This is a genomic window from Peribacillus sp. NPDC076916 (assembly GCF_050269675.1).
Lineage (GTDB): Bacteria > Bacillota > Bacilli > Bacillales > DSM-1321 > Peribacillus > Peribacillus aracenensis.
Map to the genome: position 1 here is coordinate 305,504 of NZ_JBNNIU010000003.1, position 25,686 is coordinate 331,189.

32 protein-coding genes are annotated in these 25,686 nt (G+C 40.4%); 13 read left to right on the forward strand and 19 right to left on the reverse strand.

Annotated elements, in window-relative coordinates; translation table 11 throughout:
- Positions 1 to 134: 134 nt before the first annotated feature.
- From ACQKFG_RS11000 to ACQKFG_RS11040, 9 genes are all read right to left on the reverse strand, one after another.
- Entirely contained in the window at positions 135 to 959 is an 825-nt protein-coding gene (locus tag ACQKFG_RS11000) for an urease accessory protein UreD (RefSeq protein WP_427558795.1), read from the reverse strand.
- A 1-nt stretch (position 960) separates the two neighbouring features.
- Positions 961 to 1,572, reverse strand: a complete 612-nt coding sequence (gene ureG / locus ACQKFG_RS11005; RefSeq protein WP_056524172.1) for an urease accessory protein UreG — start codon at positions 1,570 to 1,572, stop codon at positions 961 to 963.
- 36 nt (positions 1,573 to 1,608) lie between these two features.
- Positions 1,609 to 2,295: an urease accessory protein UreF gene (locus tag ACQKFG_RS11010; protein ID WP_342614395.1), complete on the reverse strand. Its 687-nt coding sequence runs from the start codon at positions 2,293 to 2,295 to the stop codon at positions 1,609 to 1,611.
- Complete coding sequence (gene ureE, locus ACQKFG_RS11015; protein WP_427558800.1) at positions 2,288 to 2,743, reverse strand: urease accessory protein UreE; 456 nt, start codon at positions 2,741 to 2,743, stop codon at positions 2,288 to 2,290. Before ureE ends, ACQKFG_RS11010 begins: the two co-directional genes overlap by 8 nt.
- An 11-nt stretch (positions 2,744 to 2,754) precedes the next feature.
- A complete protein-coding gene (gene ureC, locus ACQKFG_RS11020; RefSeq protein ID WP_342614393.1) occupies positions 2,755 to 4,470 on the reverse strand; it encodes an urease subunit alpha in 1,716 nt (571 codons plus the stop codon).
- Positions 4,467 to 4,790, reverse strand: coding sequence for an urease subunit beta (locus tag ACQKFG_RS11025; RefSeq protein WP_342614392.1), 324 nt, complete (start codon positions 4,788 to 4,790; stop codon positions 4,467 to 4,469). The genes ureC and ACQKFG_RS11025 overlap by 4 nt, the downstream gene beginning before the upstream one ends.
- A 17-nt stretch (positions 4,791 to 4,807) precedes the next feature.
- Positions 4,808 to 5,110, reverse strand: coding sequence for an urease subunit gamma (locus ACQKFG_RS11030; protein ID WP_260286687.1), 303 nt, complete (start codon positions 5,108 to 5,110; stop codon positions 4,808 to 4,810).
- A gap of 299 nt (positions 5,111 to 5,409) precedes the next feature.
- Positions 5,410 to 5,730, reverse strand: a complete 321-nt coding sequence (locus ACQKFG_RS11035; protein WP_427558805.1) for a DUF3870 domain-containing protein — start codon at positions 5,728 to 5,730, stop codon at positions 5,410 to 5,412.
- A gap of 778 nt (positions 5,731 to 6,508) precedes the next feature.
- The gene (locus tag ACQKFG_RS11040; protein WP_353872389.1) at positions 6,509 to 6,955 is read right to left on the reverse strand and encodes a hypothetical protein; all 447 of its coding nucleotides are present in this window, start codon (positions 6,953 to 6,955) and stop codon (positions 6,509 to 6,511) included.
- 200 nt (positions 6,956 to 7,155) lie between these two features.
- Between ACQKFG_RS11040 and ACQKFG_RS11045 the strand changes: the two genes are divergently transcribed.
- On the forward strand, positions 7,156 to 8,583 hold the full coding sequence (locus ACQKFG_RS11045) for a phospholipase D-like domain-containing protein (protein ID WP_427558808.1): 1,428 nt from the start codon (positions 7,156 to 7,158) through the stop codon (positions 8,581 to 8,583).
- Between the two features lie 132 nt (positions 8,584 to 8,715).
- Entirely contained in the window at positions 8,716 to 9,567 is an 852-nt protein-coding gene (locus ACQKFG_RS11050; protein WP_427558811.1) for an MBL fold metallo-hydrolase, read from the forward strand.
- Between the two features lie 97 nt (positions 9,568 to 9,664).
- On the opposite strand, the gene ACQKFG_RS11055 is transcribed toward ACQKFG_RS11050, so the two are convergent.
- From ACQKFG_RS11055 to kynU, 6 genes are all read right to left on the reverse strand, one after another.
- Positions 9,665 to 10,000 carry a hypothetical protein gene (locus tag ACQKFG_RS11055; protein WP_349727682.1) on the reverse strand — a complete coding sequence of 112 codons (336 nt, stop codon included), beginning with the start codon at positions 9,998 to 10,000 and terminating at the stop codon, positions 9,665 to 9,667.
- A gap of 113 nt (positions 10,001 to 10,113) precedes the next feature.
- Positions 10,114 to 10,746: a LysE family translocator gene (locus ACQKFG_RS11060; RefSeq protein WP_427558814.1), complete on the reverse strand. Its 633-nt coding sequence runs from the start codon at positions 10,744 to 10,746 to the stop codon at positions 10,114 to 10,116.
- Between the two features lie 217 nt (positions 10,747 to 10,963).
- Positions 10,964 to 11,590 (reverse strand): arylformamidase, encoded by a 627-nt coding sequence (gene kynB, locus ACQKFG_RS11065; RefSeq protein WP_427558817.1) that lies wholly within the window; start codon positions 11,588 to 11,590, stop codon positions 10,964 to 10,966.
- A 40-nt stretch (positions 11,591 to 11,630) separates the two neighbouring features.
- Complete coding sequence (kynA, locus tag ACQKFG_RS11070) at positions 11,631 to 12,476, reverse strand: tryptophan 2,3-dioxygenase (RefSeq protein ID WP_192208011.1); 846 nt, start codon at positions 12,474 to 12,476, stop codon at positions 11,631 to 11,633.
- Positions 12,477 to 12,534: 58 nt separating this feature from the next.
- Positions 12,535 to 13,956 carry an amino acid permease gene (locus ACQKFG_RS11075; protein ID WP_427558820.1) on the reverse strand — a complete coding sequence of 474 codons (1,422 nt, stop codon included), beginning with the start codon at positions 13,954 to 13,956 and terminating at the stop codon, positions 12,535 to 12,537.
- A gap of 89 nt (positions 13,957 to 14,045) precedes the next feature.
- Positions 14,046 to 15,323, reverse strand: a complete 1,278-nt coding sequence (kynU, locus tag ACQKFG_RS11080) for a kynureninase (RefSeq protein ID WP_349727685.1) — start codon at positions 15,321 to 15,323, stop codon at positions 14,046 to 14,048.
- 173 nt (positions 15,324 to 15,496) lie between these two features.
- Here kynU and ACQKFG_RS11085 point away from each other — a divergent pair, with 173 nt between their 5' ends.
- The gene (locus ACQKFG_RS11085) at positions 15,497 to 16,111 is read left to right on the forward strand and encodes a TetR/AcrR family transcriptional regulator (protein WP_192206266.1); all 615 of its coding nucleotides are present in this window, start codon (positions 15,497 to 15,499) and stop codon (positions 16,109 to 16,111) included.
- A gap of 67 nt (positions 16,112 to 16,178) precedes the next feature.
- Here the strand turns inward: ACQKFG_RS11085 and ACQKFG_RS11090 are convergent, their stop codons facing one another.
- Entirely contained in the window at positions 16,179 to 16,502 is a 324-nt protein-coding gene (locus ACQKFG_RS11090; protein ID WP_427558823.1) for a hypothetical protein, read from the reverse strand.
- Positions 16,489 to 16,626, reverse strand: coding sequence for a hypothetical protein (locus ACQKFG_RS11095; RefSeq protein WP_427558826.1), 138 nt, complete (start codon positions 16,624 to 16,626; stop codon positions 16,489 to 16,491). The genes ACQKFG_RS11090 and ACQKFG_RS11095 overlap by 14 nt, the downstream gene beginning before the upstream one ends.
- 154 nt (positions 16,627 to 16,780) lie before the next feature.
- Here ACQKFG_RS11095 and ACQKFG_RS11100 point away from each other — a divergent pair, with 154 nt between their 5' ends.
- The 6 genes from ACQKFG_RS11100 to ACQKFG_RS11125 all read left to right on the forward strand — a co-directional run bounded on the left by ACQKFG_RS11100 (position 16,781) and on the right by ACQKFG_RS11125 (position 20,791).
- On the forward strand, positions 16,781 to 17,128 hold the full coding sequence (locus tag ACQKFG_RS11100) for a flagellar basal body rod protein (RefSeq protein ID WP_192206263.1): 348 nt from the start codon (positions 16,781 to 16,783) through the stop codon (positions 17,126 to 17,128).
- 19 nt (positions 17,129 to 17,147) lie between these two features.
- The gene (locus ACQKFG_RS11105; protein ID WP_427558829.1) at positions 17,148 to 17,783 is read left to right on the forward strand and encodes a PspA/IM30 family protein; all 636 of its coding nucleotides are present in this window, start codon (positions 17,148 to 17,150) and stop codon (positions 17,781 to 17,783) included.
- 158 nt (positions 17,784 to 17,941) lie between these two features.
- Complete coding sequence (gene liaF, locus ACQKFG_RS11110; RefSeq protein WP_349727691.1) at positions 17,942 to 18,688, forward strand: cell wall-active antibiotics response protein LiaF; 747 nt, start codon at positions 17,942 to 17,944, stop codon at positions 18,686 to 18,688.
- On the forward strand, positions 18,685 to 19,731 hold the full coding sequence (locus ACQKFG_RS11115; protein ID WP_427558833.1) for a sensor histidine kinase: 1,047 nt from the start codon (positions 18,685 to 18,687) through the stop codon (positions 19,729 to 19,731). Before liaF ends, ACQKFG_RS11115 begins: the two co-directional genes overlap by 4 nt.
- A complete protein-coding gene (locus tag ACQKFG_RS11120; RefSeq protein WP_349728534.1) occupies positions 19,724 to 20,365 on the forward strand; it encodes a response regulator transcription factor in 642 nt (213 codons plus the stop codon). The genes ACQKFG_RS11115 and ACQKFG_RS11120 overlap by 8 nt, the downstream gene beginning before the upstream one ends.
- 96 nt (positions 20,366 to 20,461) lie before the next feature.
- On the forward strand, positions 20,462 to 20,791 hold the full coding sequence (locus ACQKFG_RS11125) for a hypothetical protein (RefSeq protein WP_427558836.1): 330 nt from the start codon (positions 20,462 to 20,464) through the stop codon (positions 20,789 to 20,791).
- A 59-nt stretch (positions 20,792 to 20,850) separates the two neighbouring features.
- Here ACQKFG_RS11125 and ACQKFG_RS11130 read toward each other — a convergent pair whose 3' ends face one another.
- Together ACQKFG_RS11130 and ACQKFG_RS11135 are read right to left on the reverse strand one after the other, a co-directional pair.
- Positions 20,851 to 22,014 carry an MFS transporter gene (locus ACQKFG_RS11130; RefSeq protein ID WP_192206259.1) on the reverse strand — a complete coding sequence of 388 codons (1,164 nt, stop codon included), beginning with the start codon at positions 22,012 to 22,014 and terminating at the stop codon, positions 20,851 to 20,853.
- A gap of 451 nt (positions 22,015 to 22,465) precedes the next feature.
- Entirely contained in the window at positions 22,466 to 23,371 is a 906-nt protein-coding gene (locus tag ACQKFG_RS11135; RefSeq protein ID WP_427558839.1) for a helix-turn-helix domain-containing protein, read from the reverse strand.
- Between the two features lie 168 nt (positions 23,372 to 23,539).
- Between ACQKFG_RS11135 and ACQKFG_RS11140 the strand changes: the two genes are divergently transcribed.
- The 4 genes from ACQKFG_RS11140 to ACQKFG_RS11155 all read left to right on the forward strand — a co-directional run bounded on the left by ACQKFG_RS11140 (position 23,540) and on the right by ACQKFG_RS11155 (position 25,542).
- Positions 23,540 to 23,668 (forward strand): hypothetical protein, encoded by a 129-nt coding sequence (locus ACQKFG_RS11140; RefSeq protein WP_349727693.1) that lies wholly within the window; start codon positions 23,540 to 23,542, stop codon positions 23,666 to 23,668.
- Positions 23,669 to 23,755: 87 nt separating this feature from the next.
- Positions 23,756 to 25,147, forward strand: coding sequence for an MFS transporter (locus tag ACQKFG_RS11145; RefSeq protein WP_427558842.1), 1,392 nt, complete (start codon positions 23,756 to 23,758; stop codon positions 25,145 to 25,147).
- A gap of 71 nt (positions 25,148 to 25,218) precedes the next feature.
- On the forward strand, positions 25,219 to 25,353 hold the full coding sequence (locus tag ACQKFG_RS11150) for a hypothetical protein (RefSeq protein WP_260286708.1): 135 nt from the start codon (positions 25,219 to 25,221) through the stop codon (positions 25,351 to 25,353).
- A gap of 54 nt (positions 25,354 to 25,407) precedes the next feature.
- Positions 25,408 to 25,542, forward strand: coding sequence for a hypothetical protein (locus ACQKFG_RS11155; protein ID WP_260286709.1), 135 nt, complete (start codon positions 25,408 to 25,410; stop codon positions 25,540 to 25,542).
- Positions 25,543 to 25,686 lie beyond the last annotated feature (144 nt).

Genomic DNA, 25,686 nt, shown 5'->3' on the forward strand with positions numbered 1-25,686 from the left:
AGGGAACAGTTCATGAAAAGTCGGTCTTTAATCGCACAATAGGACACTCCAAACTGTTAATGAGGGTACACGGTATAATACCATACTCAACATCTGTTCTTTGCCTTTTAAGGAATCAACATCAGGAGAATGTATTAGTATTTCCGTAATGAGCCTGGTGTACGATTATTCCACTTCTCGCTGATGACCTTATGGCAATGATTCAATATTCGTTCAATGACCTGGGTTGAGTTCGCAAGGATTCGTATGCTAAGGCCGGGCACTGCCAACTTTGAAATTCCAAATTTAAAACTCGTTTCTTCCATTTGAATAGTTTCATACAATTCATCGAGAAGGGCATCGTTCGTATATTCGCTGATTGCGATCATTGAGCCAAGATGGGTAAAGCCTTCCATGAAACCTAGACCCGATATCGATTGTTTTTCAGGTATTAATTTAATATGGTCAAACACACCAAGTGCTCCATCCAAAAAAACTTCGGTAATTAATTGAATAGTATTATAGCTGAACTTTTTGCCCCCCGGGGACCAGCCGGGAGTAAGAATATCCGTATAAATGAACGTTGCTCCGCTTTCCATATAAACCACATTTTTTTGCTTATAATGAGCATTTTCATAAGCGATCAGTGGATCAGGAAGGTATTCTAAATAACTACCTTTTTGTAAGGATATGTTGGTTTCCTGATAGGCATGGCTTTTTGGCGTTTTGTAAACTTTTGTCGCCGATTGCGTAGTTAAAGTAACTCTGGATCCTTCATCAGCTGTTATCTCCATCTTGTATCGATCGCCATCTAAATAACCGCCACCGGGATTTAGAAGGTAGTAGCAAACCTGCCCTGAATCATCAAAGTAAATCGGCCGCATAACTTTGAGTGCACCCTGAAAGTACACCCTTTTCGCGACGGTTTTTCCTTTCCGATCTTCTAGTTCCAGAGATAAAGTGCCAGTCCAATCTGTCATATTAATCTAAACCTTTTAATAAAGCATGCTGCTTAATCCAGTCAATTACTTCAGGAAGGCCATCATCATTTTTTAAGTTTGTAAAGACGAATGGTTTGTCGCCACGGAATACTTTTGTATCTTTTGCCATTACTTCAAGACTTGCACCGACATAAGGAGCAAGGTCCGTTTTATTAATGATGAACAAATCTGATTTGATCATACCTTGTCCGCCTTTACGCGGGATTTTTTCCCCTTGTGCAACATCAATAATATAAATAGAGAAGTCAACCAGTTCGGGGCTGAAAGTAGCCGCAAGATTATCTCCGCCACTCTCAACAAAAATAAGTTCAACGTCTGGGTGGCGCTCGATTAATTCATCGATAGCGGCGAAGTTCATAGAAGCATCTTCTCGAATGGCAGTGTGGGGACAGCCGCCCGTTTCTACACCAATGATCCGATCCTCTGGAAGTACTCCATTTTGGATTAAAAATTTCGCGTCTTCTTTTGTGTAAATATCGTTTGTGACAACTGCCATTTTTATTTCATTTTCGAGATGGCGAGTCAATTTTTCTACAAGCATTGTTTTACCTGCTCCAACAGGTCCACCAACACCGATTCTAATTGGTTCCATTAAAACACGTCCTTTACTACTGATTCTTTCAAAAAACTATGACATGAATATTCGAATGTTAACGCGCTCATGTTTCATTTGAGACAGCTCAATACCTGGAGAAACAATGCCAAAATCGTCTTTCGTCAGTTGCATGATTCTAACCGCTGCCTGTGTTATTTCAGGTATGAAATTATGAGTGATCGTTTGGCCTGCTGTTTGTCCAAGAGGAATGGCTCGGACTGCATTTTGTACTTGGCTGGATATGGCAGAATATAAATAATAGAGGAGGGTGTCTTGTTTTGTTACCCCAAGTCCATGAGCTACCATCGTAAATACAATGGCTGGATGGCCAAATGAACTCTTTTTCTTAATTTCCGCTCTGTAATGCGAGAGTATGGGCATATCATAAAGTGATTCAGTGAGTTTAAGCATTCGGTCCCCGATCATTTGCGTTCCTTCCCGTGTTTCCCTCGGCAAGTTCTGGACAGTTATCAGGCGATCCAGTTTCCAGATTTCTTGAATATCCTCTTTCATTAGGGCTTCATAAACGAGACTCGAGACAAGCCCATCTGTGTAGATGAGCTGCTCATGTAAATACACTTTCAGCCACTGGAAAAATGTCTCCTTGTCTACAACTTGATTTTCTTGTATATAGCTCTCCAAACCGAAGGAATGGCTGAAGGCGCCTGTAGGTAAATTAGAGTCACAAAGCTGAAACAATGAGAGAATATGATTATTCATGACTGTGGCCTATATGACGGAACGCTTGTTTCACTTTTCGTTCCTCCCGTTTAAAAGGAATTCCAAGTTCCAGAAGTAATTCCTCAACCAAGTAGTCATATTGGACCAGCATATCATCCTCTTCAAATTGAGCAGGGAGGTGACGGTTGCCTAGTTGATGGGCGATTGTACCCATTTCTTTTATACTTCGGGGACTGATAACTAGTAAGTCATCTGACAGCACATCTATGACGATCATATTTTTATCGTCCATATATAATACATCCCCAGCCAAAAGATCTCGAGGCTCTTTTAACCGAATACCAAGTTCATTACCGTGATCCGTCTTGACCCTTTGGATGCGCTTCATTAAATGTGCACTTTCCAAGTATACTTTTTCTATGTGACGCCTTTTAATTTCGTTAGTATCCATCTTTTCTAAATTAGTGACGATTTTTTCAATAATCAATACTCTTCACCTCAGAATAGGAAATATCGCTGACCCATTGGAACGGTATCAACCGGCTCACATGTCAGCAGCTCACCATTTACTTTCACTTCATATGTTTGCGGATCAACAGTAATATCAGGTGTTTCCCCATTTAATTTCATATCTTTCTTAGTCAGGGTCCGAATTCCGCCAACAGGTAAAATCATTTTTTGTAATCCAAGTTTCTCATGAACACCAGCATCATAGGCAGCTTGAGAAATGAAAGTCACCGAACTTTTTGATAAGGCTTTCCCAAACTGGGCATACATTGGACGATGAATATAAGGTTGCGGAGTTGGGATGGAAGCATTTGCATCACCCATTAACCCGGTAACCGCTAAGCCGTTTTTAAGCACCATTTCTGGCTTTACTCCAAAAAACTTCGGAGACCAAAGGACTAAATCAGCCAATTTTCCAACTTCAATTGAACCTACATGCTCTGAAATCCCGTGTGTAATGGCTGGATTAATAGTGTATTTGGCAATATAGCGTTTAGCCCGGTTGTTGTCGGAATATTTGCTATCTCCTAGCATGGTGCCTCTTTGTTTTTTCATTTTGTCTGCAACTTGCCATGTGCGTAGGACGACTTCTCCTACACGGCCCATTGCTTGGGCATCTGAGCTTACCATGCTAAATACGCCCATATCGTGAAGAATATCTTCTGCTGCAATTGTTTCCCTTCTAATTCTAGAGTCTGCAAATGCAATGTCTTCCGGAACTGAAGGATTTAAATGATGGCAAACCATTACCATATCAAGGTGTTCGTCGATAGTATTTACGGTATAAGGGAGGGTGGGGTTCGTTGATGATGGCAGAATGTTATGATAACCTGCCGATTTGATTAGATCAGGTGCATGGCCACCGCCTGCCCCTTCGGTGTGGTACATGTGAAGGACTCGGTCTTTTACTGCAGCCATGGTATTTTCCATGAATCCACTTTCATTCAATGTATCTGCGTGCAGGGCAACTTGAATATCATATTCATCTGCTACCCTTAGTGCATAGTCAAGAGAAGAACCTGTGGCTCCCCAGTCTTCATGAACTTTTAATCCGATAACTCCAGCTTTCACTTGCTCGGTTAAAGGTTCAATGGAAGCAGCATGACCTTTACCTGTAAAGCCAATGTTAATAGGAAGTCCTTCTGCAGCTTCAAGCATGCGATGAATATTCCACTCGCCCGGAGTAACCGTAGTAGCCTTGGATCCAGCTGCAGGACCAGTACCGCCGCCGATTAATGTTGTCGTTCCAGACGTTAGTGCGACCTGTACTTGTTCCGGATTGATAAAATGAACGTGGGTATCGATGGCTCCAGCAGTCACAATCAGGCCTTCACCGGCAATGATTTCTGTAGATGCGCCAATGATAATATCCACATTGTCCATAACGAGCGGGTTTCCACTTTTACCAATACCAAAAATTTTGCCATCCCTAATGGCTAAATCGGCTTTACAAATTCCTGTGTAATCCAAGATTACGACGTTTGTTATGATGGTATCTGCAACACCGTCGTCTTTGCGGGTGGCAAGGGGATGCTGGCCCATACCGTCCCGAATGACTTTACCGCCACCAAACACTACTTCTTCTCCATATGTAGTGTAATCCTTTTCAATTTGAATAAACAAATCTGTGTCTGCAAGGCGGATAGAGTCCCCTGTAGTTGGTCCGTACATTTCAGCATATTGCTTTCGGGACATTCTAAAACTCATGATTCACCCTCACTTTCTAATTTGCCGTCTACTTTATTATTGAACCCATATACACGACGCTCTCCTGCAAAATTAATAAGTTGTATTTCTTTTTCATCTCCGGGTTCAAAACGAACAGCTGCTCCAGCAGGGACATTCAATCTCTTACCGTAAGCTTCTTTTCTATTAAAACGGAGTGCTTCATTTACTTCGTAAAAATGAAAATGTGACCCGACTTGAACAGGGCGGTCTCCTGTATTTGTAACAGAAATGGAAAAAACAGCGCTTCCTTCATTACAAATAATCTCTTCTTCTTTTAAAATGTATTCTCCAGGCAGCATTTAGTCATCCCTCCTTTTTATCTTATAGGGCTGTGGACAGTCACTAACTTCGTTCCATCTGGGAAAGTTGCTTCAACCTGAATATCATCAATCATTTCAGGTATTCCATCCATGACATCATCTTGCGTCAAAATGGTAGCCCCGTATTCCATAAGTTCAGCAACAGTTTTCCCGTCCCTTGCGCCTTCCAATACCTCATAAGTGATGAGCGCACAAGCTTCAGGGTGATTTAATTTCAATCCCCTATCTTTCCGGCGCCTTGCAAGGTCTGCTGCCACCACTATCATAAGCTTGTCAATTTCCCGCGGCAATAAATGCATAGTTGAATCCTCCTGTTGTATTTTCAAACAATAAAAAACTCCCATTTGGAGAAAGGAGAGAAAATAAATACCCTTATTCATTTTCTCCAAACTCCCTGTAGATAATCCCCACTAAAGGAGTTTAACATACAAAGTTTTTAAGATGAAGTTTAACGCAATGCGAATCGAACTAAATAAAGTAGGACTTCATAGAAGGTTTAAAGGTGGTAATGATTTCTTTCCAAAAGGAGAGTAATAAGGATGCAGTCATTGACACATGTGGTTTTATTCCTGAGATACATCAAAAGGCAAGCAGTTCCTCATTGTTTAAGAAAGTCCCCATATCGTTGTTCGACAGCTTGTAAAGCCACAATAATAACTTGTCGGGATGGAGATTCATGACATTGACGAATTGTTTTAATTAATGGAGTGACTCCTTGAGATAAATCATATCCTATCATTAATCTTTTATAAAAGTCCCAAGGCAACTTTGCGATGAAAGTGACATCTGCATTTTCTATGATATGTGTTACTTTATTAATCTCAAGAACAATCCCTACACGTTTGTGAATGTCAAACATTGATAGTGCTTTAGGAACTTTGGCGTAGCCTGTAACTAAAATCGTTTTTGCATCATCCATTTCGTATCATCCTTTTTCACCTGAAATTTCAGTTTAATTATCATTCCATTCTAGGAGATGATCGTATCAACTAACATTTAAGAATCCTTTTTTAAGGGAATCTATTTTTATTAAAAAAGGTTTAATGAAAATGTGTTATCCATAGAGAACTGCAGTGTAGTTTAGAGGGATATATGTTTTCTATGCTTACGGTGGAGTCGGGAGTATTAATAAATTCTGTGCAGGGAAAAAAGGGTTACCGAAAGAGTATTCTGCAGTGTTCCACAAGTAGACGATGATACAAGAAAAGCTATGCTCCGTCAAATGAAAGACAAATTACTTTTGCATTTCTAAATAATAAGTCTCATAGAAAAGAAGTCTTTATTTCATGTTAAGTTCTTCTTTTCTTGTTCTGGGGTTATTCACAGTAAAGCTTGTTCCCATTTCTCCTTTTATTTAACTTATATGTTTAATTGGTTTATATGTGAAAGCAGTCAAAATCCCATTTAGTTTTACGTCCGCATGTAGAAGTTAAACTAAATGGGACAGAGTATATTACATGGTTGGTATAGTTATGTAAGGTTTTTCGTAAATAAAATATACAAGAAATGTGCTACAGACAGCTCGGTTACATTAAAAAAGTAACCCCCTCCATACCATCCGGCCAGATGTATGTAGGAAAAGGGTTACTTTCATGATTGAGTAGCCACTGACTTACCAACAAAAAAACATGGAAAGAGCACCGATTGGTTTCTTTGATCATTTCCAGAGTTTCATGAAACGAAGGTTTGGTAAATAATTAGATTTTCGTTAATTTCCCACCGGCTTCCAGTTTGAATAATCTCATTCCTTTATAAGATACAATCGAAGGGATCATACAAAGCAAGGCCATAGGTAAACAATAAAGAAGATAGAAATGGCCGCCGTTTCCGAGCCAAGGAATAAAGGCTAAAGCTACAAAAAGTAAAGTGAAAAAAATGATCGTGAAAATCCCGAAAGATTGATGATAGAATGCATGAATTTCGCTTCTTCGTTCCTCTTGGTTGGGTAAGGTCTTTACTGCTTTGTGCGTTCGAAGGAATAGGTACAGGGAGAACATTAGAAATAAAGCGGAAAATGGTAAAGCGATCGCAAATAATGAAACGTCAAGAATGGAAAGATAAAAGCTGGATAAAAAGAATACTTCTGATACCCCTAATGCAAAACAATAATTGAAGATACTTATTTTACCAGGTTGTTTAAGCATGAAATCCCTCCTTCTATATCATATTATGCAACGGCTTTCATGTTCACCACTTTGTCACATTTAAAAAGAAAAAAAGTGCACCTAGAATCAAGCAAAGTGGGTTAGTGGCATCGCTTGATACTATCAAGCATGCAGATGGTGAATAGAGTCTTCGCATATTACAAATAGTAATAAAATATCGCTTGAAGGGGGGGTGCTCAATGACTGTAAAAACGGCAATAATAGGGTTTCTGATCGTTCTTCTATTATATTTCCTTTATGTAGTGGTGACTGCAGTGGTTCTTTTCCCCAAAGCAGAAAAAAAAGAAAATAGGCCGATTAAACATGTGAGTGAATATATGGGTGAGAAGGAATCCACCGTGGATCGTGTCCTGCTTCTCGAAGACGGCTATGAGTCGGGACTCGCTCGGATGCGAATGATCCAGGAAGCCCAGCATTCAATCAATATTGCCTACTATGCTTTTGGAAAAGGCAAATCAACCGAACTTATTATTGGAGCCTTGATCGAAGCGGCTGACAGAGGTGTCAAAGTCCGAATTCTTTTGGATGGAATATCTCATGGACTCAGAGGTCAATTAAGCAGTGCCCGTTATGCCTTGGCCTCGCATGAAAACATTGAATTAAGATATTACGAAACCGTTAAGCCATTTAAGCCGTGGACCTGGCATAATCGCCTTCATGACAAAATCATCATTGTAGATGGGAAGTTGGGCATCATCGGAGGGAGAAATATCGCCGATAAGTATTTAGCCAGCAAGCCGCCGAAGAATTATGTCTATGACAGGGATGTGCTCATTTTCAATGCTAAAGAGGAAAAAGATAGTGTAATCGTTGAAATGAAGGTCTATATGAATGAATTATGGAACCATCCGTATACGAGCGATGTCTTTTCAAACCTTTCGAAAAGGCAAACGGAAAAAGGGAAACGTGAAAGAGATGCATTGGTGAAACAATACAGCGCAGCTTTGCAAACTGAAGCCGATTTCGTTCATCCAGCCGTCGATTGGAGCAAGGCTACAACACCTACTAAAAAAGTGTCCTTCATTCATAATCCAATCGAACGTTTCAATAAATACCCTTTTGTGTGGAGATCTTTATTGGATATTGCGGCGAATGCCAATCAATCGGTAATTATTCAAAGTCCCTATATTGTTCCCGCGGATGCTTTGAAGCAATATGTACCGAAGAAGCTGGATTCAAAGGCTGATTGGACGATACTTACCAACTCTACGGCATCAACCCCGAATGTGATCGCTTTTTCCGGATACTTGGCGCGTAGGGATAGTATCGTTGAAACGGGGGCAAGGCTTTATGAATATTCAAAGCCTTATTCTTTGCATGGTAAATCGGTTGTCTATGATCAACGATTAAGTGCAGTGGGTTCCTACAATTTGGATTCTCGATCGGCCTTTTTAAATACAGAATCGATGGTGGTCATCGATAGTGAAGCATTTGCAGAGCAGCTAACAGGGGCGATCGAGTCGAAAATGTCGAATAGTACACTCATTGCTGACAATAAAAAATATATAGAACTGCCTGAAGATCTGAAAAAGGAAGAGTCTTTTTTTAAAGCCACCTTTTTAAATGCCCTCTCGAAAATTACCGTATATTTGAATAGGTTCATTTAAATGATGACGAAAGGACAGCAATCTGAGTGATTGTTGTCTTTTTAACCTTTCGCGGAGTGTATCTTATGAAAGCATGTGTAATTTGCTATACTTGAGCAAGCTAATCACAACTATCGTAAGGAGAACAGAAACATGCAAACATTACAGCACCTATCGAAACATATTGCCTATCTGCCGCCAGTTCAGGAAACCGATCGCCCGGTACTTGCCGCCGTTACGGGAAACAAGAAAACGCTCATCATCGATGCCGGTAACTCTGTCAGGCATGCACAGCTCTTTAAGGACGAATTGCTTCGGCATGATATAAGCGGGAATTTCCTCGTTCTTACCCATTCACATTGGGACCATGTATTCGGGCTGGAGAATATCAAGATTCCGGTGATTTGTCAGGAAAAAACATACACGAACATGAAAGATATGCAGCAGCTTTCATGGGAAGATCAAGCCCTTGATCAACGGGTCGAAGAAGGGACGGAGATTCTCTTTTGCGCCGATGCAATCAAATTGGAACATGGGACGAATAGAGAGATTACCTTCCCCCTGCCTGATATCATCTTTGAAAAAACGATGACGATCGATCTCGGCAATATAACCTGTATCATTGAACATGTTGGCGGCGACCATGCCCAAGATTCCTGCATCATTTATGTACAAGAAGAAAAAACGTTATTTCTGGGAGATTGCCTTTATGCCAATCTTTATGCTGAAAAGTGGAATTATACGGCTGAACAGGCTTCACTTCTCATTAAGAAAATTGAAGCCTATGATGCCGAAACATATATCCTCTCCCATCATGCTCGGCCTTGCTCGAGACAGGAGATGGAGGCGGAGTTAAAGCTAATGAAAGAATGTGCCAGAACCGTGGTCAAGCATCGGGGAAACCAAGATTTAATGGAGCAGGAATTGGCTAAAGAATTAAAGCGGGATTTAACCGAGGACGAGCTCGAAACGGTTAGATTTTTCGTGAATGGCTATGTTGAGTGATGCAAGCACTAAAGAACACAACAAGGTAAACACTTTAATAAAGGTTTTGGTGGGGTATGGGTTCGGTATTATGGGGCTCATACCCTTTAATTTGCCCTTACAAAAAATCGATAATAATCATTAACAGTACTGTAACAATAAGAATGGATAGGAAACCTGAGATAATTTTCCCTGCCTTTGCTCCCCTATCATCGGGATGAATATGACCAATGATAAAGGAGGGGATGAAAAATATAGCCGAATAGAACATTGTATAATGAAAGCCTGAATCTCCATTTGACCACGCGCTAAGTCCGATAGTATTTAAAATATTATCTCCAAAACAAGGCTTATCACCAAATTGTAAGGTAAACAATATTCCGATTAAACATAGCGCAAAAGAAAGTGAACCAAAACCGATATCCTTTGTTTTCCGAACTTCATTAGTTGGCATGTCATTTTCTCCTTTTATAAAAACACCAAATTATGGTTTTTATTGTATCATAACTCATAAAAACTGCACCTCCAATTGTTAGATGTTGGCTAACGATTAGGGTGCAGTTCAAATTAATTATGAGCTTTTTCCAGTGCTAGCTTTATCCCGAAACCGATCAAGACCGTCCCGGTTATACCCTCGAAAATCGCTTGGGTTCTAGGCTTTTTCATGAAAGCACTGATCTGGTTCAACAGATAGATATAAAAGACAAACCACAACGCAGTTAACCCGGTATACGTCATGCCCATGATCAGGAACGGTAAAAACGTATCATTCCCCGGATTCACGAACTGAGGCAGAAACGTTAAAAAGAAGACGGCCACTTTAGGGTTCAGCAGGTTGGTAAGGAACCCTTGCTTAAAGCAAGACTGGTTTTCGTACTTACTTTTGACGGGCGTTTCCGCCGCTGCAGCCACTTGTTTATTCCTTAATCCCCATAGGGTCTTGAAGCCTAGATATACCAAGTATACGGCACCGACATATTTGAAGATGGAAAATAGTAAAGCGGATTTCACAATGATTGCTGAAAGTCCGAACACGGCAGCTGATGTATGAATAAGCAGGGCACAGCATGTGCCGAACATCGTTTTAAAACCTCCCGACGTCCCCACGGTAACGGTATTCCTTGTGGCTATTGCTGTATCTGGGCCAGGTAAGATGATGAGAAGGATGCACATGATGATGAACAAATAAAAGTTTTCCATATTCGGACCTCCGCTCTTAGTGATGAATTCTGAAAATTATAACATAGATGTACTTGGTTTAGGGGAAAAATTTGATGGTCATGATTATCCCAGGATAATGGATGAGAGGGGAAAGCGGCTTGAAATAAATACGGTGTTTAATGAAACAAAAAACAAGCCAGATCATTTTTTGATCTGGCTCGTTTTTTTATTAGTTCATTACCAACACTGTTATAAGTTAGGGTAACTTTTTCAACACAGCACGTACCGGACTTCCATCTGCTTCAACTAATGGAAGAGGGAGGGCAGCCAACTCATAATTACCCGTTCCTATACCGTCTAGTACAAGACCTTCCAAAATGTGAATTCCATGACCGGCAAGTTCATGATGTGCAGATAGTTCTTTACTATCCAAGGGATCTACTGATGGTAAATCAAGACCAATAAGACGAACGCCGTGTTCTGAAAGATATGCCGCTAATTCTGGCTGGATATGAGGAATGGTTTGTGGAAACATACTCCGATTCTTCCAAGCGTCCGTCCGAATTAACAGACGGGTAACGCCTTGCAGGTCTATACTGGATAATTCATTGACACCGATGCTTGTTTTGTTAGGTAAATGGATAACCCGGGCACTTCCCATATATAAATCGAGATCCAAATCAATCACTCTTTTTCCATCGTCATCAAAATGAAAAGGAGCATCAATATGGGTACCGGTGTGGATACTCATATTGATTTGACCTACATTGACAGATCCACTTTCTTCTTTACTCCAATTGACTTTGTATGAAAAAGGTGTATCTCCAGGCCAAACTGCAACGTTTTCATCCAGACGTTGTGAAATATCAATCCATGTCCCCATGCACCTTACCTCCATCTCTTCTGGCTGTTTCTTGAATATCTTATAGCTTCGTTCTTAGACTCCATAGTTCCGGGAAAAAGTGTTGATCGAGCGCTCTTTTTAAATACGTTACACCTGATGATCCGCCAGTACCTTGTTTATTACCAATAATTCTTTCCACTGTGGTCATATGATTAAAACGCCATAATTGCTGTTGATGGCCAATGTCCACTAACTTCTCGCCCAGCTCATATAAGTCCCAATATTGCTCAACATCGCGGTAAACTGTCAGCCACGCCTCTTCTACACTGGCATTTGGTTCATATCTTTGTGACCAATCCCTGCTGGTGGCTTCTTGATCAATAGGTAACCCGCGCGCCACAAGTGCATTGATCGCCGCGTCATAAATACTTGGTTCATGAAGGGCCTGCTGCATTTGCCCGTATAAATCTGTTTGGTGCTGATAGACTGATAGCGTATGGACATTTTTGTTTCCTAATGCAAATTCAATCAAACGATTCTGATAAGATTGGAATCCGGAAGATTGTCCCAGTTTATCCCTGAACTCCATGTATTCAGCCGGCGTCAAAGTTGAAAGGACATTCCAGGACTGGATCAATTGCTGCTGGATCCTCGAAACGCGCGACAGCATTTTAAACGAAGGTTCCAACTTGTTTTGGCGGATGGACTCAGTTGCTGCTGTCAACTCATGCAAAATGAGCTTCATCCATAGCTCACTCGCTTGATGGATAATGATGAATAGCATTTCATCATGATGATCGGAACATCTATGTTGACTAGTTAAAATCTTATCTAGGTGGAGATAATCTCCATAAGACATTGCTTTTTGAAAATCGGTTTGAATTTCTTTCTCTAGACCAGTTATTGTTTGTTCATTGTTATCCATATTCTTCATTCCGCAATCTCCTCACTTTTCCAAATGCAAAACTATTTATTCCGTCATTCTATTTTATCTTCTTTTCCAGAGGTTCTTCCATTACATTATGGTTAATATTTCTTCTTTTTGAAACAAAATAAGCAATAGTTAAAAATAGTAACCAAGGTATCCCGAATTGAAGCATGATCTTGAAATCTGTAAACCATGTTGTAATCATTAAGCTGAATAGAAGAACGGCGCCCAATATCGTTAAATAGGGAAAACCGATCATCCTTACCGGTAATTTGCGTCCGCCGGTTTTCTCCCATTTAACCCTGAAAAACAAATGGGAAATGAAGATCATGAGCCATGTGAACATGGCACCGAACATGGAGATCCCCATCATGAATGCATAGGATGAACCAGGAAGTAACGCATGAACGCCTGCCGCAATGAAAATCCCGGTTGTAGAGACAGCAAGTGCTTTTCCCGGAACGCCCCTTTTGTTTAGCTTTCCTAAAAAGCTAGGTGCATGTTTTCCGCGAGCCAATGAAAACATCATACGTGTTGAAGCATAGAGCTGGGCATTCATGGCAGATACTGCAGCCGTTAAAATAATAAAGTTCATGATCCCGGATGCACCAGGAATGTTCAAGATTTCCATTACTTTGACGAATGGACTTTCCTCAATCCCAGCCGTTTTCCACGGTACGATCATCAACATGATGCCGATTGTCAGCACATAGAAGGTGGATAAACGGAACACGGTCGCTTTTAAGGCTTTTGGAACAGCTGCATCCGGATCTTTTGCTTCTCCTGATGTAACCGCTATCATTTCGGTTCCAAGAAAGCTGAATAAAGAAATAAATACGGCCACCCACATTCCCCACCCGCCAAATGGGAAAAAACCGCCTTCATTTACAAAGTTCTCAGGTCCTATATGCGGCTGATCGGAAGAACCGAATAGTACATACGATCCAAGAAGGATAAAACCAACAATGGCACTTATTTTAATGAAGGAGAACCAATACTCAAATGTAGCGAATGTATTCACGCTAGTAGCATTTACATAAATCAGGGCACCTGCAAACACTAAAATCCATACGATTCCCGGCACGGTCGGAAACCAATACTTCATATACACGCTGACTGCACTTACCTCAACCCCAACAGCCAAAACATTGGCAATCCAATAAGAATAGCGGACAAGATAGCCAGCCATCGGAGTCATGTACTTTTCAGCAATGGCCCCAAAAGATCCGGAAGTGGGATGGGCAACCGTCATTTCGGCTAAACAGCCCATCAACAGTAAAACAATGAATGCCCCGAGTGCATAGCTGAGCAATACACTTGGCCCTGCCGCTTGAATGGCAAGCCCGCTGCCAAGGAATAGCCCTGTCCCGATGGCGCAGCCCATAGCGATCATGGAAAGCTGATTTGTTTCCAGCTCACGTTTTAATCCTTTTTCTGGCTCATCTTTAAAGTTCAATTGAGTATTTTTGTTCTCCATAGTTCATCCCCTTTTTATCAAAAAAGATTTTATCCTGCTCACATTAACTGACCATTTGAGGGATGAGCCCCATCTGGCGGAATTCCATGTTATGCGACCACTTCACGCTCATTCTTGAATTTTTCATATTGTTTTTCTGACATGATCTTCTTGAGTATTTGTACAACTTCCCAAACTTCTGCGTAGGAAGTATATAGTGCAACCGGAGCGAGACGAATGATGTTAGGTGCTCGGAAATCGGGAATGACACCGTTCTCTTTCAATGCCTTGCATATCCGTGCAGCTTCTTTATGCTCAAGGCTTACATGACCTCCGCGGCACTTGTCTTCTCTAGGAGTTCCAATGAAAAATCCCATGTCTGCCAATTCGGATTCGACTAAATCCATTAAATATTGATTGATTTTCAGGGATTTTTCGCGAATATTCTCGATTCCCGCTTCAATAAAAATGTCCAAAGACCCAATCAAAGGTGCACAACTTAACACATGGGGAGTGCCGATTTGATATGCGCCTGCTGATTCAGCTGGTGTTAACGTATGTTCCATATCGAATTGTTTATCTTTTTTGGAGCCGAACCATCCAGCCAATCCAGGCATCGTTCCAAAATGTTTTCGATTTACATATAAACCGCCGACACCGCCAGGGCCGCCATTTAAATGTTTATAATTGCACCAATACGCAAAATCCACATCCCATTCGCTGAATGAATGCGGAATCGCACCGATAGAATGACATCCGTCAAATCCGATTACGATTCCTCTTTTATGAGCTTCAGCAGTTAATCGTTTCATATCCAATATTTGACCGCTGCGATACAGGACTGTAGGCAAGATGATCAAAGCGATGTCATCGGTCATTGCTTCGATGATGTCATCCTCTTCAAGAAATCTGCCATCCGAGCTTTTGACGCGGATGAGATCTGTCTCCGGATCGTATCCATGTGTACGCAGCTGACTTTGAAGGGCATAAATATCAGTCGGAAAGGTTAATTCATCTGCTAAAATTTTTGTGCGCGTACCTTCTGGCTTATAAAAAGTGGCAACAAGCTGATGCAGATTTACAGTTGTGGAGCCGGTTACGATAACTTCCTCGGGAGAAGCCCCAACCAATGGGGCCATCTTCGCTCCCAATTTCTCAGCCATGAAAAACCATGGGTGATTTCCTTGCGTCCATCCATCGATCCCATGTTCCTTCCAATCTTCCAAAGATTCCAAAAGAGTGCGCTCAGCCCTTTTCGAAAGAAGCCCCAATGAATTTCCATCCATATAGATGGAACCCGGCTTTAAATAAAACTCTTCTCGAAATCCTTTAAGAGTATCTTTCTCATCCATTTGTTTAGCGTGATCCAATGTGTATTCAGAAACCATAATCATCCTCCTATATTAGTATTCTAAATAATTCTAGGAGAATCGTACCAAAGAATATGACACGGTGTCAATAAGTTAATTCAGAAAATTATAAACATTGAATCGACCTTTCCAACAAATGTTTTTTATTTTATGGAAATCCTTTATGCTAGAAGATAAGGGGAGGAATAAGCATGGAGAATGGCAAAGTAGGGGATAAGCGGCATTTACGCTCGATCATGACACGGCAAAAGTTATTAGAAGCTGCAAAGGAAACATTTCTTGAAGAAGGTTATCAAGCTGCGCTTATTTCCCAAATGATCAAAAGGGCAAACATCGGATACGGAACGGCCTATGTTCATTTTAAAGGGAAAGAGGATCTGCTGATTGTATTAATGGAAAATGTAATGGAGCAATTTTATGAAATTGCCGAGACCTCTTTCTTTCCAAAATCAAAAGACGAAGCAAAACATATCATAAACAGACAAGCTAATGCTTTTTTGAAAATGGCTGAAGCTGAACGCAATATGATGCAAGTTTTCGAACAGGCCATTGGGTTCTCAACCATTATTTCGGATAAATGGAAAGCGATCCGCATGAAGTTCATTCAGCGAATTTCAAAGGATGTCGCCTATGCACAGCAAAATGGACTGGCAAGAACTGAACTAAACCATGAGCTTGTGGCAAGAGGATGGTTTTTCACAAATGAAATGTATCTGTGGGAAATCGTCCGAAATGAACATCAAAGTTCTGTCGAAGAAATTGCTCAAACCATCACCTCAGTGTACGTCGAAGGCTTGTATTTGTAATGATAATGGCAGTTCACCAATCTTCCGGTTATATCGGAAGATTTTTTTTATTCAAGGCTTTACAACATTAAGCATTTCTAGCAAAAACATTAAACTCACGAGTAAAGCGGCGGAACTCACGAGTAAACTGCCCAAACTCACGAGTAAAGCGGCGGAACTCACGAGTAAAACCGCAAAACTCACGAGTAAAACCGCAGAATTTACGAGTAAACTGCCCAAACTCACGAGTAAAACCGCAAAACTTACGAGTAAAGCGGCAGAATTCACGAGTAAACGCCAAACTCACGAGTAAAACAGCAAAACTTACGAGTAAACTGCCCAAACTCACGAGTAAAACCGCAAAATTCACGAGTAAAACGGCGGAACTCACAAGTAAATCAGCAAAACTCACGAGTAAACTGCCCAAATTCACGTGTAAACGCCAAACTCACAAGTAAATCAGCAAAACTCACGAGTAAACTGCCCAAACTCACAAGTAAAGCAGCAAAACTCACAAGTAAACTGCCCAAATTCACGTGTAAACCGCCAAAACACACTAATAAAACAACCTCATAAGCATCGGACTTACGGCGTCTACGCCTTAAGTCTTACTAGAAAATATAGCTAAGGCTCATTATACGAACTTGTAAAAGTAGATAAGATATAAACATAGAAAGGAGGACGAAAACAATGAAGAAATTTGGTTTGTTTATTGTAGGACTGATCGCGCTTTTTCTGTTACTGGCGAACGTTGGTCCACTGATCAGCCTGGCGATTTGCTTGACGATCCTATACTTTGGATTCAAGCAGTTCATGAAGTCCGAATCGACAGGGGCGAAGATTGCGTGGGGATCAGTCTCCATTATCGTGCTGATCGTTTCTATTTCCCATATCCCGGCAATATTGGGACTGGTGGCAGCTTATGTTCTTTACCTGGTTTATAAAAAATGGAATGAAAATGATGAAAGTGCATCATCTAAAGAAAATGACCCATTCTCAAATTTTGAAAGAGAGTGGAAAGAGTTGAATAAGAACTAATAGAAGGGATGTAATTAGAATGGGTAATTTATTTTCAAGAATGAAACAAACGATTTCAGCGGATTTTCACGACTTGTTGGATAAAAAGGAGCAAAAAAACCCAATCGGAATGTTAAATCAATATTTGCGTCAATGTGAGCAGGAGACAGAAAAGGTCGGTAAGCTGCTTGAACGTCAATATCTTCTGAAAGAAGAGTTTGTGCGTGAATTTAATCAAGCGCAAAATCTGGCTGAAAAACGTAAGCATCAGGCTGAGATTGCCAAGCAGTCGGGAGAAACGGATTTAATGGAGTTTGCTGTAAAGGAAAGCCTGCACTATGAAGAGCGAGCGCTAAGCTTGAAGGAGGCGCATAAAAGTGCAGAGGTTCAGTTGGCTGAACTGGAGCGGAAATATGAAGAAATGAAGCATAAACTGAAGGATATGCATCTAAAGCGTCTGGAGCTCATGGGCAGGGAAAATATTGCCCGGGCAAACAACCGGATCAATCGGGTTTTGGATGGGGGCAGTTCCGAAGCCAAACCGGTAGCGATGTTTGAAGAAATGGAGCATTATATCGATCGCATCGAGCACCAGGTCCATACTGATTATAATCGGCATACGATCGATGCCAGGATTGTCCAGCTTGAAAAAGAATTGGAACAAAAAGAAGCGTAAAGGTTTTTTATGGCATCGCTGTTATCCCCTGACCTTTTGGAATGGAGGGCGGGGGAAAACAGGCTGTCAGAACATGATAATTTCATGGTATTCTTAAAAGGCACGGGTTCCTGTGCCTTTTAAGAATATCATGATCATAATACAGGGGAGGCGAACCGATGTTGAACAAGATGAAGACGGATTATATGGGATGGATACTTCTCATCGGAGTCGTCCTGATTTTTTTAGAGATTTCATTTAAGGGAGGGGGTCTCCTTTTTCCCCTCGCTTTTTCAATAGGATGCATCTATGTAGGCAGGAAATTCACAAAACGGACCATCGGGAAAATCCTATTTTTTATAGGGTTGATTTCCCTTATCATCAATGTCTTGAATATGTTCGTCTTTAAATTTTTCCTAATGGCGATCCTCATTTATCTTTTGTTTTTATATTATCAGTCCAAAAAGAATCCTGATTGGGTCAGTCCCATTTTAACCAATGACGATTCTGACGAAGAAAAGATCAATAAGGAACGATTGCTAAAAATCGATTACCTGTTTAAAAATAAGTTTTTCGGTCATCAACAGACGGCCGAGCATGTATATGAATGGAATTCCGTGAATGTTCAGGGCGGGATCGGTGATACGGTTATCGATTTAAGCAAAACGATTTTACCGAAAGGCGACGCTGTCATTTCCATCAGGAATATCATTGGCAATATCACTGTTCTCGTCCCATATGGCGTCGAAATCAGGGTCCATCATTCTGTCATTGCAGGCAGGGCGCGGATTTTTGAAAATAAGCCTGAATCCAGGGTCTTTAATCAAATTTATTCCTACCAAACGGAAGGGTTCAATGAAACGGATCACAAGGTCCATATCATCACTTCAATCTTAGTTGGGGATTTAGAGGTGAAGCGGATATGAGTATACTGGCACGGCAGATATTGACTGCCCTTGGTGTTGCTTTCGTTCTGTCCCTTGCCTTGCCGGCTGCGGTTTTCTTCATCTTTCCTTTATCAGACTGGAGCTTATTGTGGGAGAAAGTGGTCATGGGCTTACCCTTCGTCATATTCCTGCCAAGTCTGGTCATGACGGTAGGGCTGATTTATGGAGTCGTTTCGGGAATGTTTTGGAAGAGGCAGCTCGAAAGGGTGGATGAAGGGCTGCATTTGCTTGAACAGGGCCGCTTACCTTCGCAAGAGGAGACGTATCCTGTCCAAGAGATGGTTAAAATGGCGGAACGGATGCAACTGATCCATAAGCAAATCAATGAGCAGACAAAATTATCACAAAAAATGGCGAATGAAAAGGCCATAGATCAGGAGAAACAGATTCAGGAAATCGTTTCCCAGGAACGAAACCGTTTGGCGCGGGAGCTGCATGATTCGGTGAGCCAGCAATTGTTTGCCGCTTCGATGTTCATGTCGGCCATCACCGAGTCACAATCCGATATGGAAAAAGCGGAAATGAAACAATTCAAGGTAGTGGAAGAAATGATCCATCAATCCCAGCTTGAGATGAGGGCGTTATTGCTTCACTTGAGGCCTGTTGCATTAAAGGGAAAATCTTTACATGAAGGAATGAAGGAGCTTCTTTTGGAATTGGCCCAAAAAGTGACGATGGATATAAATTGGAAGATGGAGCCTGTCACTCTGGATAAGGGGATTGAGGACCATCTGTTTCGGATTTTACAAGAATCGATTTCCAATACACTGAGACATGCAAAAGCGAACTCGCTTGAAGTGCTATTGATCGTTCGTGATGGGATGATCATTTTACGGATAACGGATGACGGCATCGGTTTTAATGTCGAGGAGTCGAAAACGGGATCATATGGTCTGCAAAACATGCATGAACGGGCTGTTGAATTAGGCGGAACGATGCAACTTGTAAGCGTTCCGAATAAAGGAACGAAACTTGAAGTGAAAATCCCATTATTAAATGCTGGAGGTGATCATGATGATTAAAGTATTATTTGTCGATGACCATGAAATGGTAAGGATAGGGGTATCGGCTTATTTATCTGCACAGTCGGATATCGAAGTGATCGGGGAAGCGGACAATGGCTTGAAAGCTGTCGAACTGGCAATGGAATTGCGTCCGGATATCATTTTGATGGATTTGGTGATGCCGGAAATGGACGGCATAGAAGCGACGAAACGAATTATTGAAAAATGGCCTGAAGCAAAGATCATCATTGTGACAAGCTTCCTGGATGATGAAAAAGTGTACCCGGCATTGGAAGCCGGGGCGACGAGCTATATGTTGAAAACATCAAAGGCCAGCGAGATTGCGAGAGCCGTCCGTTCCACTTTCCAGGGACAAAGCGTACTTGAACCTGAAGTTACGGGAAAAATGATGGAGAAGTTGCGTCGCCCAAAGATTACCGAGCTTCATGATCAATTGACAAACCGTGAAATGGAAATCTTGCTGCTAATGACACAAGGGAAAACGAATCAGGAAATTGCGGATGAACTATACATAGCCCTGAAAACAGCCAAAGTGCATGTCAGCAATATATTGAGTAAGCTTGCCGTACAGGACCGCACGCAAGCAGTGATTTACGCATTTAAACATTCACTCGTTCAAGAAGAGCAGTGAAGAGGGTCCATTTACCAATAGAGGAAAGTTTGTTATATTTAGGGAACTATCCCATCCTGTAAAGTTTTTTCAAGGTTGCTGATGCAGCCTTTTTTTATGGATAACGGGAAAAAGGCAGGTGAAATGATGTTAAGAGTGATCTTAGAATTATTTCGTATAATCACCATCATTTTCGTTATTGGAATGATAATGGGGTTCATCATTAATTCAATCTATGCGATTTTTGGTATAACCGTAGAGAATACCACGGGCGGATGGGTTGTTGCTTTGGCAATTTTCCCATTACTTTATGTACTCTATAAAAACCGGCTTCAATTTTCTGGGTTCTATAAAAATGACGGACAAGTAAAACTCTCAAACAGGACAACCACTATACTGCTTTGCTTCTCTGTGCTAATGTTAACGGTTGCCCCATTATTTCGCTAACGGAATGCAAAAGAGCATGTTTTGATCAAAACATGCTCTTTTTTATACGATTTTTTTGATTATACAGCTTCATCTGCGGTATCGAGCCTCTTGCCGTAGATCCGATAAAGAACCAAAGCGAATACCATTCCTATAAAGGAGATGGAGGATATGAACAGGTAAAGGGTCTTGCCGCCGTAAGTCCCATATATGGCTCCGCCTATATAAGAAGCAATGATTCCCGAAACTCCGAAGAATAGCAGCGCCAGTACGGTCTGGCCTGTGGCGCGCCATTCCACCGGAACGATCCGATATAGATATTGGATGGCCGCCGAGTAGAAAATCGGGAAGGTCAATAGCTGCATGACTTGCAAATAAGCTAATAGCTGTGGATCGGTAATCCACGCAGAGACGAAATAACGGATAAAGAAAAACGCTGCTGCAAACGAAATGATGATGATTTCCTTACCCTTGCGAAGCCACCAAAAACTTAGGGCGAACACAACGATTTCACTTCCCGCCGCTAAGAACCAGGTTAAGCCTACAAGCTTGGCACTTCCTCCAAGTTCCCGGATATACACCCCGAGGAAAGTATCGTTCATCCTTGCTGGAACAGCACAAATAAAGACCAATAACAGAAAGAGAAGCGTCTCTTTATTGCCGAAAAAATGCTTAAGGCTGCTAAAGGTGACAGGTTTCCCTGAAACGGGTGCATCAGGCATCATCCAGCTGATAATGAAACTGATCAAACCAATGCCTGCAAAAAGGAAGGCAAGGCTGTTCGCCCCGAAATAAGACATAACATAGCCGGTGATCAGCGATATGACCGCATAACCCAATGCACCATATGTCCGGATGGAGCCGTAGCTGATCCCGGATTTCTCTGCCATCGTAAAATTGAGGCTTTCCGTCAAGGGATCGATCGGCATCAAAAAGAAATATAGCAGCATGGCAAACAGGATGAGCTGAAGATAACTGCTTGAATCATAGAGGAAATAACCGATTATGCTCGAGAAAAAGATGAGTAACAACAGGACTTTTCGTATCGTCCTTGTTTTGTCGCTGATCATTCCCCATAAAGGCTGGGTGATGAGGGTGACAAAACCTCCTGTACCGACGATGAATCCGATTTGGGCAGGACGCAAACCTTGATCAGCCAGATAGACTGGGAGAAACGGAATGAAAATGGCAAGCAGTCCAAAATATAAAAAGTTAAAACCCTTTAATAATCGTATTGCTTTCATAAAAAATATGATACCTCACGTGTTCTATAGATTGATTTCAACCTTGTTATTGTAACATTGATGACAGAATTTGAAAAAATAGTTTTAATTTTAAGGATGAAAATAGAATGATAGAGTGGGTTTCAAAGAGATTCTTGACCCATGAGGGTAGATGCCTTTCAAAATTCATGACATCGAGGAATATAGATAGGGACCCCTTATGCTATCCTTTGCTTTCCAGCTTGAATAAGCTAGGTTTCTTTTATTAGTCTATTCATGACACCTATTTTGGGAAAGGTAGTTATTGGGACTTTTTTATTACGGGTTAATTATTTTTATGTACTGATTGAAAATACAAATAACCGTCTTCCTTAACTCTCATGCTTAATTAAATCCAAGACGAACACATTCCCTAAAAAAATTGATTTGAATGCAACCAAAAAAGTACAGCATGTTTTGCTAAGTGAATTCTTCAATCTTTATACACTTTAAGTGATTTCTTTATCTCATACAGTCTTTCCTGAACGACTTTCTCAAATTCGTAATTCTGCTGCAATAAGAATATATTCCTTGCCTCTTCATACCCCTTTGTGGCACTTTCCATGTTGTTCAGTGACTGCAAGGATAAGGCGCGCTGATATAAAACTTCTCCCAAAAGGTACATAGATTCTTCCCGGATTAAAATTTGAATAGCATCAGAGCAAATTTTTATAGATTCATAATATTGTGCGTCCTTATGTAAGGATTTTGTCAATCCGTATTGAATCCGGACTTTAATTCTATAATTCATTGAGGTTTTTGGAAGTTGTTGAAGTTGCTTAAGGGCATCTTCATAAGAGGCAATAGACTTTTTATATTCAGTAATTTCGTTATAAATAATGGCTTTGCTATTCAATATTTCTATTTTTTGAGCAGAAAAAATATGAAAATGAGTAGATAAGTCTAGTGCTTGATCTAAAAAGTCCAGGGATTTCAATATATCATTATCACAATAATATGCTACGATCCCCAAATGCCAGAGGATGAATTGTTTATTGATAGGTGACTGGAAATCTGCATGGTATTGTTCTGCTTCGAGAATCCGTTTTACCTGCCTATACTCTCTATTTCTAATAGAAACCCTGACTTGAGACTTCACTTCCTCACTATATTCCAATCGGTCTGAATAAGTTTCTAAAAGTATATCCTCAATGCTGATACCTAAACGCAATGAGAGCTCATATAAAGTAGTCGCTAATGGAATGACTTTCCCCTTCTCTATGTTGCTTAGTTGTGCTTGAGTAATGATTCCCTCTGCCATGACTTTTTGTGTTATGCCTGACCTTTTTCTTAAAGTGTAGAGTACATTTCCGAGCTTAAAAGGAATATTTGAATCCATTTTATCAACTCCTAAAAATATAAATACTTTTATATTTTTTTATGTATTTCATTGGAAATACATAAAAAATATCGAAAAAAATACTCTGTAGCATTCACACAAGAAAAATGTACCATATTTGGATGGTTTATACTAGTTGTATCGATCAATATCAGGAGGTTAGGGGATATGAAAAAAATATTAGTATCTGGGTTCTCCATTCTATTTACATTAGCGATGGTTGTACAATTCGATTCAAGCGTCAATTTGGCTGTAGATGATCGGCCTATAATAAATGATCTGCCGAATCAGCATTGAGGTTTAAATACCAATATCAAACTATATTAAAAGGGAAGACACCTAAAGGCGAATTTAAATAAAATAAATAAAAAAAGGATCATTTATATGAAAATAAATAAAGATCAATTATTGATTATAACCATTTCTTCATGTGTTATAGCTAGTGTGATGTCTACGTCCATGCTGACGATTGCATTCCCTAATCTTGTAGACTTTTTTAATATTTCTTATTCCACACTTCAAATTAGAAATATTCTATTCTTTTCTTTTTTCGCTTTTCTCATTCCGCTTTTTGGTAAAGTGGCGGATATATTAGGGGCAAGAAAATTGTTGATATTTGGCCTATCGCTATTTATCGCATCTACCATTCTTAGTGGAACCACAAATAATTGGAATTTGTTTTTGGTTTATCAGACGCTTCAGGCAATTGCAGATGCAATGGTAGTACCGGCACAGGTATTATTGATTAGGCAAAGTTTTAAGGATAATAAATTAGGTTGGGCTTTTGGGTGGTTTTCCGGAGTTTTAGCGGCTGCCTCACTTATTGGACCAGCTGCTGGAGGTTTGGTAATAAAATATTTCTCTTGGCAAATGATATTTGGGGTATTGATTATCATAAGTTGCATATCCTTAATTCTTGTATTAATGGTAACTCCCAAATCAAAAAAAAGAATCACGGCAAACCTTCATTTACCTTTAAAAAACAGTTTGGCCTTACTGGTTATGGTAATCAGTTTTCAATTCATATTCAACGATGAAATTAGTATAGTGGGACGGTCACTTTCTATTGCTGTTACGATATTGAGTTTGATTTTATTTATATTTTATGAACGGGCAAACTACGGAAATACTTCTCTGCTTCCAAGAAAGGCAATAAAAAACACCATTTTTATCTCTTCAATTATTAGAATATTCGTTCTTTTTACCATCACAAATGTAATTGTGCTTTACATACCAAGTTACATGCGGGATATACATAATATTCAACCGGATATTGTTGGCTATATTATTATGGTAGATTCGATACTGGCCGTTTTGTTATCTGGGTATGCAGGTAAACTTGCAGATTTAAAAGACAATAGAAACCTTTTACTTCTATCTATTTCGATTTCCATAATTGGAATGGTAAACCTTACTATGACAATGTTTAATGGCAGCTTAATTTTCTTTATATTTGCATTTCTCCTTTTTGGATTGGCAGGTGTCATTTCCATGCCCACACAAAATAAAATTGCTATGATGTCCGTTCCTGAGGAAGAAACCGGGGTTTATATGGGTTTGTTCCAGATGGTACAGTTTGGAACTGGGGCTTTCGCGGCGGGGGTATTCAACACTTTATTGGATTATGGCACTGACCAAGGTGACTTTTCCAAAGTTGGTTTTTCATACGTGTTATTCATTTGTATAGGATTATATTTGGTGGCTATTGGAACAGTCATATATGATAAAAGGCTTCTAAAGAGCAATATAAAATTGTCTTTGAAAGAAGAAATATGATTCCCGTTTAGCTGATAGTGAAATATACCAAGAAGAGACAGCTTTGAATTGATTTAAAGGAGGTGATACATGTGACTAAGCAAGTGGAAAATACACAAGCGGAAAAGCTAGTGGAAAATCTTGAAGTAATCGAAGCTAAAGAGCTGGAAGTGGGTAGTGCATTTCATGCATTCCGTTTCAATGCAGTGACGGACGCAGAAAAATAGATTAGAGCCAAGAGTTACAGGCAATCCATTGCAAATGGTAAGGAGGTGAAACATATGACTAAGCAAGTGGAAAATACACAGGCGGAAAAGCTAGTGGAAAACCTTGAAGTAATCGAAGCTAAAGAGCTGGAAGTGGGTAGTGCATTCCATGCATTCCGTTTCAGTACAGTGTCGGACGCAGAAAAATAGATTAGAGCAGAGTTACAGGCACAATCCATTGCAAATGGTAAGGAGGTGGAACATATGACTAAGCAAGTGGAAAATACACAGGCGGAAAAGCTAGTGGAAAACCTTGAAGTAATCGAAGCTAAAGAGCTGGAAGTGGGTAGTGCA